General features: G+C 70.0%; 9 protein-coding genes. All 9 read right to left on the minus strand.

Features of this window, described 5'->3' with window-relative positions:
* Positions 1-98: 98 nt before the first annotated feature.
* The gene (gene dapB / locus HMPREF0321_RS10715; RefSeq protein WP_006946352.1) at positions 99-845 is read right to left on the minus strand and encodes a 4-hydroxy-tetrahydrodipicolinate reductase; all 747 of its coding nucleotides are present in this window, start codon (positions 843-845) and stop codon (positions 99-101) included.
* Between the two features lie 10 nt (positions 846-855).
* Positions 856-2,598 (minus strand): alkaline phosphatase D family protein, encoded by a 1,743-nt coding sequence (locus HMPREF0321_RS10720; RefSeq protein WP_115297073.1) that lies wholly within the window; start codon positions 2,596-2,598, stop codon positions 856-858.
* Between the two features lie 41 nt (positions 2,599-2,639).
* Positions 2,640-3,746 (minus strand): YihY/virulence factor BrkB family protein, encoded by a 1,107-nt coding sequence (locus HMPREF0321_RS10725; protein WP_006946358.1) that lies wholly within the window; start codon positions 3,744-3,746, stop codon positions 2,640-2,642.
* Positions 3,747-3,881: 135 nt separating this feature from the next.
* Positions 3,882-6,362, minus strand: a complete 2,481-nt coding sequence (locus HMPREF0321_RS10730; RefSeq protein ID WP_006946375.1) for a polyribonucleotide nucleotidyltransferase — start codon at positions 6,360-6,362, stop codon at positions 3,882-3,884.
* 170 nt (positions 6,363-6,532) lie between these two features.
* Entirely contained in the window at positions 6,533-6,802 is a 270-nt protein-coding gene (gene rpsO, locus HMPREF0321_RS10735) for a 30S ribosomal protein S15 (RefSeq protein WP_006946370.1), read from the minus strand.
* A gap of 116 nt (positions 6,803-6,918) precedes the next feature.
* Positions 6,919-7,416, minus strand: a complete 498-nt coding sequence (locus HMPREF0321_RS10740) for a hypothetical protein (protein ID WP_006946346.1) — start codon at positions 7,414-7,416, stop codon at positions 6,919-6,921.
* A complete protein-coding gene (locus HMPREF0321_RS10745) occupies positions 7,391-9,559 on the minus strand; it encodes a penicillin-binding transpeptidase domain-containing protein (protein WP_006946347.1) in 2,169 nt (722 codons plus the stop codon). The genes HMPREF0321_RS10740 and HMPREF0321_RS10745 overlap by 26 nt, the downstream gene beginning before the upstream one ends.
* Positions 9,556-10,119 carry a hypothetical protein gene (locus HMPREF0321_RS10750; protein ID WP_006946343.1) on the minus strand — a complete coding sequence of 188 codons (564 nt, stop codon included), beginning with the start codon at positions 10,117-10,119 and terminating at the stop codon, positions 9,556-9,558. Before HMPREF0321_RS10750 ends, HMPREF0321_RS10745 begins: the two co-directional genes overlap by 4 nt.
* The coding region (locus tag HMPREF0321_RS10755; RefSeq protein ID WP_006946374.1) for a rod shape-determining protein MreC at positions 10,116-10,340 on the minus strand (225 nt) is incomplete at its 5' end. The genes HMPREF0321_RS10755 and HMPREF0321_RS10750, both read right to left, overlap by 4 nt.

Genomic DNA, 10,340 nt, shown 5'->3' on the forward strand with positions numbered 1-10,340 from the left:
GACGCCAGCGCGACCGTCCGGGCCTTCGACGTTCACGCGGACGGACGCTGTCGGCGCACCGCCCGGGCGGACCTCAGGCCCAGACGGAGCATCCGAGCTCAGAGCCCGAGGAAGTTTTCCAGGCCCACCGTGAGCCCCGGGGTCGTGACGACGCCGCGCACGCCCGTCAGCACGCCCGGCATGAAGCTCACGCGCTCGAAGCTGTCGTGACGGATCGTCAGGGCCTCACCCTCGGCGCCGAACTGCACCTCCTGGTGCGCGACGCGCCCGCGCATGCGGATCGCGTGCACCGGGATGCCGTCGACGCGGGCGCCGCGCGCGCCGTCGGGGTCGGATTCCGTCGCGTCTGGCACCGGCCCCAGCCCCGCCTGCTCACGTGCCTCGGCGATGGCGCGCGCCGTGTGCGCGGCCGTGCCGGACGGCGCGTCGACCTTGTTCGGGTGGTGGATCTCGACGACCTCGACGCTCTCGTAGAACTTCGCCGCCTCGCGGGCGAACTTCATCATGAGCAGCGCACCGATCGAGAAGTTCGGCGCGATGAGCACACCGACGCCGGGCGCCGCGTCGAGCTGCGCCCGCAGCGTCGCGAGCTTCGCGTCGTCCCACCCCGTCGTGCCGACGACGACGCTGACGCCGCGCTCGATGCACTGCGCGACGTTCGTCGGGGACGAGGCGGGCACCGTCAGCTCGATCGCGACGTCGGCACCCCCGAGGTCGCCCAGGTCGTCCCCGGCGTCGAAGCCACCGACGAACGTCATGTCGTCCGCGGCCTCGACGGCCTTGACCGCCTCGCTGCCCATGCGCCCGGCGGCACCGATGACTGCAACCTTGATCGTCTCGCTCATGGACGCGACCCTATCGACGAAGGTGCGCCACGCGCGTCAGGATCCGAATGCCGAGTGGCTGCCACGTGTCGAGACGCTTCGACTCACCGTCACCCTCGATGCGGATGTCGCTGACGACCCGCGTGTGCGGGTGCTCGAGGTCGCCGTCGCGGATCTCGCCGGTCAGCCAGCGGAAGTCGAGACCGTCGCCCGTCACCTCGACGACTGCGAGGTTGTTGTCGAACCACGGCCCGTGCGTCGTGCGCCAGCGGAACGACGGCGTGCGCACGCTCGTGCGCTCGACGACGGCGCGCAGCGGGAACGCGAGGCCCTTGCCGATCATCGCCTGCAGCGCGCGCACGTGGCGCGGCAGCGGGTTACGGATCGGCGAGCAGACGGCCTGGAAGATGCGCGACGTCAGCTCCTCGCCGCCGTTGACCTCCGACAGGAACGAGTTGTGGATGTCGCCCGACAGGAACGTGATCGTCCTCGGCGCTCGGCCACGCTCACCACGCGCGACCTCGAACAGCATGTCGCTGACCTTGAAGAACGTGTCGCTGAACGCCGCCCAGTGCTCGAGGTCGACGACCTGACGCAGCTTCTCCCCCAAGAACGCCGCCGGACGGCCCCACGTCCCCTCGGCCGCGGCCTCGTCGAGCGCCTCGAGCATGTGCAGGCCCTCGGGCATGAAGAACGGCAGCGAGGTGCCGATGAACAGGTGCTCGACGTCGCCGCGCAACTCGTCATCGAGCCAGCGCAGTTCGTCCGCGTCGAGCATCGCGCGGTGATCGGGACGTAGGTCGCGCGCCGCCCGCGAGTCGACGACGATGAGCTTCGACTCGCCCAGATCACGGGTGTAGGAGAAGCGGTACGTCGTCGGGTCCTCGTCAACCCGCTCGGCAAACGCGTCGACGGCGGCGGTGATGTCGAGCTCGTCGTCCCCGGTGTGCGACGTGATGAGCTGCCACAGCTCGTCATCGGCGAGCGCCTCGGGCGAGAGGTTGCCACAGTGCTGATAGACCCAGTACGACCCGAGTGCGCCGACGATGCGCTCGTGCCACCAGGGCGTCGCGTTCATCTTCTCGTGCCACGTCTGCGACGTGTTCCAGTCGTCACGCACGTCGTGGTCGTCGAAGATCATCGCGCTCGGCAGCGTCGACAGCAGCCACCTCACCGCCGGTTCGCTGTAGGCGAGGCGGTACAGGTGCGCGTACTCGACGTAGTCCTTGAGCTCCTCGCCGGGCGGCGCGTCGAGCCCGCGGCGCGCCTCGATGTACTCCTGCATCGCCTCCGACGTCTCGTCGGCGTAGACCTGGTCGCCGAGCAGCACGACGAGGTCGGGCCACCGCTCGTCGTGAGGGTCGCGGGCGATCTCGTGCGCGACGGCGCGCAGCGAGTCGATGCCGTTCTTGCGGTTGCTCTTCGCATCGTGCGGTTCGCTCGTGCGGCAGCTGCCGAACGCCATCTTCGTGGGGCGTGAGTGCAGCAGCGTCTTGAAGAACGGGTCGGGGAACGGCGAGTCCGCCAGGGGCCACGCCTGTTCGCCGTTCACCTCGACGCGGTAGCCGTACGTCTGCCCCGGCTCGAGACCGTCCAGGATCACGAGGGCGTAGTGATGCCCGTGTGCGCCGAACGTGCGCGCGCTCCAGCGCCCACCGTCGGTGATGACGGCGACCTCCCCGGCGTCGCGGGTCTCGACCCACATCGACGCTTCGCATTCGCTGGTGTAGCGCACCATCGGCCCCAGGACGATCGGCTCGTCGCTGGTCTGCATCACCGTGTCATTCTTGTTCGTCACCATGGTCTGCTCCCCCATCATTCGCTCCCGTCCGCGCTGCTGCGATCCTCGTTCTCGGCGTTCAGGCCCCACATGCCGCTCGGGCGCATCGGGTGGCGAGTCTGCAACCAGTCGTCGTGAGCCCGCACCGCATCCTTCCACCGCACGTCGAGATCCGAGGGCTGATCGGCGAGACCGTCGCCGTCCTTGTCGAAGACGACGTCGATGGATTCGTAGTTCTTGAACCGTTGCATCTGCGCCTGCCCCGCGTACGCCTGCTGGTCGGCGAGCGTCAGCTCGACGTCGTCGGTGAACTGTGTCATGAGGGAACGCGGGTACAGATGCTTGTGCAGCACGACGTTGATCTCGGTGCCGATGACGAACGACAACGACATGAGGTAACTGGCGAGCAGCAGCGTCAGGATGCCGCCATAGGTGCCGTACGTGCCTGTCGAACGGGCCCCGAAGATGTTCGTGAAGGTCGTGCTGTTCGCGACGAAGAACTGCCAGGCGAAACTGATGAAGAACGCGCCCGGCGCGAGACGCCCCCAGCCCTCTCCGCGCGCGTTCGTCATCTTCATGAGCAGCAGGAAGATGCCCGTGCCGAACACGACGTTGAGCAACCACGCCCAGCTCTGCAACGGCTTCCACAGCGTCGGCAGGATGCCGATGGCGATGAGCGCCGCCCCGAGGAACATGATGATGGCGCCACTGCGCACGCGCATGAGGATCGGGTTCGGGCGGCTGTTGCGCGGCACCGCCCAGCAGTGGTTGCTCGTGTGCTGGATCGCCTGCGCCACACCGAGGCCACCGTAGAGCGCCACGATCGCGCCGATGACGATGGCCGACACGCTGCCCGTCAGCGACTCGATCGACGCGGAGTGCAGCGACGGCCCGAGCACCGGGATCTGCGCGAGCACCGAGTCGAGGATCTGCTGACGCAGCCGGTCGTCACCGTCGATGACGAAGCCGAGAACCGACTGCAGCAACAGCAGGAGCGGAAAGATCGACAGGAACCCGTAGTACGTGATCAGCGCCGCGAGGTAGGCGCCCTGGTCGTCGACGAACTTGTAGATGACACCGATCGGGTAGCCCAGCGCCGGATGTCGACGCTGGAACCCGTCGGCACGCTCCACTGAGTTCACCTGCGAATCATCCCATGCGCCCCACACGGGTGAGATGACGAACCCGCCCCCGAGCCGCGGGTCGCGGATCGGGGGCGGGTTCGTCGGACGGAGCAGCTCACCTCAACGGTGGGCGCGCTCCCTCACGTGAGCGGCTCAGGCGTCCTCGGACGTCGCGGATGCCGCCTGGTCGTCGTCACCGGCGTCGACGAGCTGGTCGGACGCGGCGTCACCACGGCCCTCGGCAGCGTCGTTGCCGCGGCCACGGCCACGGCCGCCACGACGACGCTGACGCGGCTTGCGCTCGCCGTCCTCATCGCTCGCGTGACCGGAGTCCATGTGGCCCGCAGCGTCGGCGATCTTCGCGGCGGCGTCAGCGCTGTCGGCGTCGACGTCGGCCGGAGCGGCCGGCGTCGTCTCGTTCGGCGCCTCGGGCGCGTCGTCGGCCTTGGCCTTCTCGACGACACCGAGCGACAGCTTGCCGCGCGGGTCGATCTCCTTGAGCTCGACCTGGACCTTCCGGCCGATCTTGAGGACGTCCTCGACGGCGTCGATGCGCTTGCCGCCGACGAGCTTGCGCACCTCGGAGATGTGCAGCAGGCCGTCCTTGCCCGGCAGGAGCGAGACGAACGCGCCGAACGTCGTCGTCTTGACGACGGTGCCGAGGAAGCGCTCGCCGACCTCCGGCATCTGCGGGTTCGCGATGGCGTTGACGGCGTTGCGCGCAGCCTCGGCGCTCGGGCCGTCCGTCGCACCGATGTAGACCGTGCCGTCGTCCTCGATCGACAGGTCGGCGCCGGTGTCCTCCTGGATCTGGTTGATCATCTTGCCCTTCGGGCCGATGACCTCACCGATCTTGTCGACGGGGATCTTGACGGCGAGCACGCGCGGAGCGAACGGCGACATCTCGTCGGGAGCGTCGATTGCCTCGTTCATGACGTCGAGGATGTGCAGACGCGCGTCGCGGGCCTGCGTCAGCGCGCCGGCGAGCACCTGCGCGGGGATGCCGTCGAGCTTCGTGTCGAGCTGGATGGCCGTGACGAACTCGCGGGTACCGGCGACCTTGAAGTCCATGTCGCCGAACGCGTCCTCGGCGCCGAGGATGTCGGTGAGCGCGGCGTACTGCGTCTCACCGTCGATCTCGGCGGAGACGAGACCCATCGCGATACCGGCGACGGGCGCGCGCAGCGGCACACCGGCGTTGAGCAGCGACAGCGTCGAGGCGCAGACCGAACCCATCGACGTCGAACCGTTCGAGCCGAGTGCCTCGGAGACCTGACGGATGGCGTACGGGAACTCCTCACGCGTCGGCAGCACCGGCATGAGCGCACGCTCGGCGAGCGCGCCGTGGCCGATCTCGCGACGCTTCGGCGAACCGACGCGACCCGTCTCACCCGTCGAGAACGGCGGGAAGTTGTAGTGGTGCATGTAACGCTTGCGCGTTCTCGGCGACAGCGAGTCGATCTGCTGCTCCATGCGCAGCATGTTGAGCGTCGTGACGCCCATGATCTGCGTCTCGCCGCGCTCGAAGATCGCGGAACCGTGCACGCGCGGCAGCACCTCGACCTCGGCCGAGAGCGCGCGGATGTCGGCGAGGCCACGGCCGTCGATGCGGACCTTGTCGCGCAGGATGCGCTCGCGCACGAGCTGCTTCTGCAGCGAGCGGAACGCGGCGGAGACCTCGGACTCGCGGCCCTCGAACGGCTTGCCCTCGCCGGCCAGCTCGGCCTTGAGCGCGTCCTTGATCTCGTCGAGCTTGCTCTCGCGCTCGGCCTTGCCCGCGATCGTCATCGCGGCGGCCGTCTGGTCGGTGCCGTCCTTCGCGACGGCCTCGTACACGTCGTCCTGGTAGTCGAGGAAGACCGGGAAGTCCTGGACCTCCTTGGCCGCCTGCTTCGCGAGCTCCATCTGGGCCTCGCACAGGACGCGGATGAACTTCTTCGCGGCCTCGAGGCCCTCGGCGACGACCTCTTCGGTCGGGGCCTGTGTGCCGTTCTTCACGAGGTTCCACGTCGACTCCGTCGACTCCGCCTCGACCATCATGATGGCGACATCATCACCCACGATGCGGCCGGCGACGACCATGTCGAACGCCGAGCGCTCGATGTCGGAGAAGTTCGGGAAGGCGACCCACTGGCCGTCGATGAGGGAGATGCGGACGCCACCGATCGGGCCCGTGAACGGCAGACCGGAGATCTGCGTCGACGCGGACGCACCGTTGATCGCGAGGACGTCGTACTGCACGTCCGGGTTCTGCGCGAGCACGGTGATGACGACCTGGACCTCGTTGCGCAGACCCTTCTTGAAGGCCGGGCGCAGCGGGCGGTCGATGAGACGGCAGGTGAGGATGGCGTCCGTCGAGGGGCGACCCTCGCGGCGGAAGAACGAGCCGGGGATCTTGCCGGCGGCGTAGCTGCGCTCCTCGACATCGACCGTCAGCGGGAAGAAGTCGAAGTGCTCCTTCGGCTGCTTGCTGGCCGTCGTCGTCGACAGCAGGCACGTGTCGTCGTCGAGGTACGCCATGACGGCGCCATTGGCCTGCTTGGCCAGGCGGCCCGTCTCGAAGCGGACGGTGCGGGTGCCGAACGAGCCGTTGTCGATGACGGCTTCGGCGAACTGGATCTCGGGACCCTCCATGTGGGGCCTCCTTCTTGTTTCATCTTCGTCTCGGGACGCGCATCGTCGTTGTGCGCGGCCCGTTTCTTGCTGCTTCGAGGCGACGCGGCGCGTGCCTCGAAAACACCGAGAGGCGGCCACCCTTTCAGGGATGACCGCCACTCGGCGTCAGATCATGGTGATCAATGCGATCAACGGCGCAGGCCGAGACGCTTGATCAGCGAGCGGTAACGCTCGATGTCGACCGACTCGAGGTAACGCAGCATGCGCTTGCGCTGACCGACGAGCAGGAGCAGACCACGACGGCTGTGGTGGTCGTGCTTGTGCGTGCGCGAGTGCTCCGTCAGGTCCTTGATGCGCTGCGTCAGCAGGGCGATCTGAACCTCGGGCGAGCCGGTGTCGCCTTCGGACGTGCCGTACTCGGCGATGATCTTCTTCTTCGTTTCAACGTCCAGGGGCATACCTGACTCCTTTGAACTCTCGCTGCGCGGTGCTCCCAGGCCTGTTCACTGGGGCGCTCTCGATCCGCGGCCGGTCTACGGCTTCGTTCAGGCTATCAGCGGCAGGAGGTGGCGGCCTAATCGACGAACTCGCCCCGCGCCTCGAACGCGGCCCGGCGCGACGCGCGTCGCAGCGCCGTCATCACGGGCCGGCCGACGGCCAGGACGAGGGCGACGTTCGTGATGACGCGCCCCAGATCCCAGCCCAGCGACGTGGCGAGGCTGAACGCGACGAAGTGCGCGAGGTTTGTCGCAAGCTGCGCCCCGGGGACGGGGCTGATGCCGGGGTCGCCGGTCGTCGAGAACGGCCAGAACGACGTGTTGAGGACGAAGCCGTACGCGAGTGACGCGAACGCCGTGTAGCCGCACAGCAGCAAGAGCTCGGCGGGCCAACGCAGCCCGCGCCGCCACGGCAGCAGACCGGCGCCGAGCGCGACCCAGCTCGCACCGAGCATCTGGTACGGCAGCCACGGGCCGATGCCGGCCGTCAGGATCGCCGAGGCGAACATGCTCGTCGCGCCGAGCGCGAAACCGAACCCGGCGCCCGCCTCAGGCGCCCCGATGTGCCATGGCATCCCACACAGCGCGCCCGATGGGTGCCGCCACGCGTCCGCCCTCGCCGCCCTGGTCGACGCGCACGACGACGACGTAGCGGTGCCCCGCGACCGGCTCGGGCATGTAAGAGGCGAACCACGCGGTCGCCTGCTTGCCGTACACCTCGGCGGTGCCGGTCTTGCCACTGATCGGGAAGCGCGCGAGGTCGAACCCGGCGAAGGCGTCCGACGCCGTTCCCGAGCGCAGGACGCGGGCGAGACCGTCGCGCTCGACGGCCAGCATCGCGGGGTCGAGGTGCAGGCTCGTGGTCTCCGTCTGCGCGGACGTCGCGTTGGGCACGAGCGTCGGCGTCACGCGTGTGCCGCCCGTCGCCACCGCGGCGTACGTCGCCGCCATCTGCAGTGGCGTTGCGCTGACGTCGCCTTGACCGATCGCGAGGTTGACCGCGTCACCGGCGTGCAGCACGTACCCGCTCGTGCAGTTCTCCTGCGCCACCTGCTTCAGGTAAGCCGCCCGCGCCTTGTCCGTGACCTCGGGGTAGCCGCGCTTCGCGCGCTCGCAGCTCTGGGCGCGCGTCGCCTCCCAGTCGCGTCGCTTCTGCGCCCGGTCGGTGACGGCGCCGCTCGCCTCGCCGGGCAGGTCGACGCCGGTGCGGGCACCGAAGCCGAACGTGCGGGCGGCTGCGGCGAACGCGTCGGGTGCGTCGACGGAGGCTTTCGCCCCGCCTGCGTCGAGCCAGCTGCGGTAGGCCCAGCGGTAGAAGACGGTGTCGCAGGAAACCTCGAGGGCCGTCGGGATGTCGATGCGACCGTGCGCCTCCGACTCGAAGTTGGTGAACGTGCGGTTGCCGATGCGCAGCGAACTCGGGCAGTCGTACGTCCCCTTCGGGTCGACACCAGCCGCGGCCGCCCCGAACAGCGACACCGCCTTGAACGTCGACGCCGGCGGCCCTGCCACCGTCACCGCACGGTTCGAGAGCGGGTCGGAGCCGCCGCGCGTCAACGTGTCCCACTCGGCCTGGGTGATGCCGCCGTTCCAGACGCTCGGGTCGTAGGTGGGCTGGTTCGTCAGCGCCGCCACCTGACCCGAATCGGCATCCATGACGACGACGGAACCCGAATCGGCCTTCGACCCACCCTTACGGGCCGCGGCGATCCCCTTCGTGAGCGCGTCGGCCGCGGACTTCTGCAGCCCGGGGTCGAGGCTCGTGCGCACATCGGCGCCGTTCGTCGGCGCCTCGTCCGCCACGACGCGCTCGGCCTCCCCCGTCGGCGTGATGCTCACGACGCGGCGTCCGTCGCGGCCGCGCAGTTGCGTGTCGTACTGCTGCTCCAGGCCCGCGCGCCCGAGCAGCGCCGTCGTCGCGGGAGCTTCGCGGCCGGCCTCGCGCGCGGCGGTGACGTCGTCCGCCGTCGTCGTCGTGAGATAGCCGAGCACCTGCGCGAGCGAGCTGCCGCTCGGGCCGTACGTGCGTGTGGGGCGGGTCGTCGCCGCGACGCCCGGGTAGCGCTCCGGCTGTTCGAGGATGCCGCTGACGGCCTCCGTCGGGACGTCCGAGGCGATCGGCACGGGCTCGAACGGCTGACCGGAGAAACACACCGGTGCCGGCGCGGCGCCTTTCGTGCCGCAGGTCGCGGTGCGCCGTTCGAGGTCGGCGACGGGGCGGTCGATGGCGTGCGCGACGCGGCTCAGGATGCGATGCGCGTTCTCCGGACGGCGCAGTTGGTCGGGCGTGATCGTCAGCGTCGTCGTGGAGCCGTTGCCGACGAGCACACTGCCGTCCGCGGCAAGGATGCGTCCGCGCACGGCGGGGACGACGACGGCCCGCGTCGTCATCGCATCGGCGGCCGCGCGGCTCGCCCGAGCGTCGACGAGCTGCGGTTGGGCCAGGCGTCCGACGAGCACGATCGCGGCGACGAACGTCAGGACGAGGTAGATCGCGAGGCGCCGTTGGGCCGCCGAGGTGCCACCCGTACCTCGCCGAGAACCGATGCGTTCCGGCAGGAGAAACGGCCCCAGCGTGGCGCGTCGGCCACCCGCGGCACGCGAACCGGTTCGTGGCCGGCTGGCCTGACGGCGGCGCCCGGGCTCGGCATGGCCACGAGAGGCACGTCGCTCCGGCCTCGAGCCGACGCGACGACGGAGCCGCGCGAGCCGCCTCATGCCCGGCCTCGCGCTCGTTCACGCGCAGCCCAGCGGTTCCAGCGCCCGACGACGGCGAGGCCGATGACGCCGCCGACTACCACACGCACGAGCAGCGGCAGGACGGCGACGCCGACGCGGCCGCTCTGTGTCGCGGCGAGTGCGACAAGCGTCAGGTCGTGCACGAGGACGGCGAGAGCGGCGAGCGCCGCAGCCGACCAGGCACTCACCGTCGCGGCCACCCGCAGGCGTCGCAGGACGAGCACGGTCGCGATGATCGCCGCCGTATGCGCGACGATATCGACGCCGCCGGGCGGCAGCACGACGGAGAGCACGAGCCCGGCGAGCAGCCAGCCGAGCGCGGCGAGCGCCCCCGCGTCGAGCACGACACTCACCGCGAGCGGCGCGCCCAGCCACGCCACCCATTGGCCCAGGTGCGGGGGCAGCAGGACGGCGACGACGCCCGCGCCGAGCGTCCACAGAGCCCGCGTCGCGGCGAGCGCGGACGGGCGCGCGAGGATCGTCGCGGGCTCGCGCAGCGGTTCGGGCGCGAAGAGGACGCGCTGTTCGGCGCTCGTCATCGCGACGCCCGCGGGCGCAGCACGCCGACGACGTCGAGGCTGCTGGGGTCGACGGCGGGGCGGACGGTGGCGCTGCGCTCCAGGCGGCCACGGTCGGGGTCGATCGAGGTGACCGTCCCGATGCGCAACCCCGCCGGGTACGGCCGGCCCTGGGGGCTGCCGGCGGTGACGACGCGGGCTCCCTTCGTCGCCGAACCGCCCGCCGCGAGAACGAGACTGAC

The sequence above is a fragment of the Dermacoccus sp. Ellin185 genome (assembly GCF_000152185.1).
In the GTDB taxonomy this organism is placed as follows: domain Bacteria; phylum Actinomycetota; class Actinomycetes; order Actinomycetales; family Dermatophilaceae; genus Dermacoccus; species Dermacoccus nishinomiyaensis.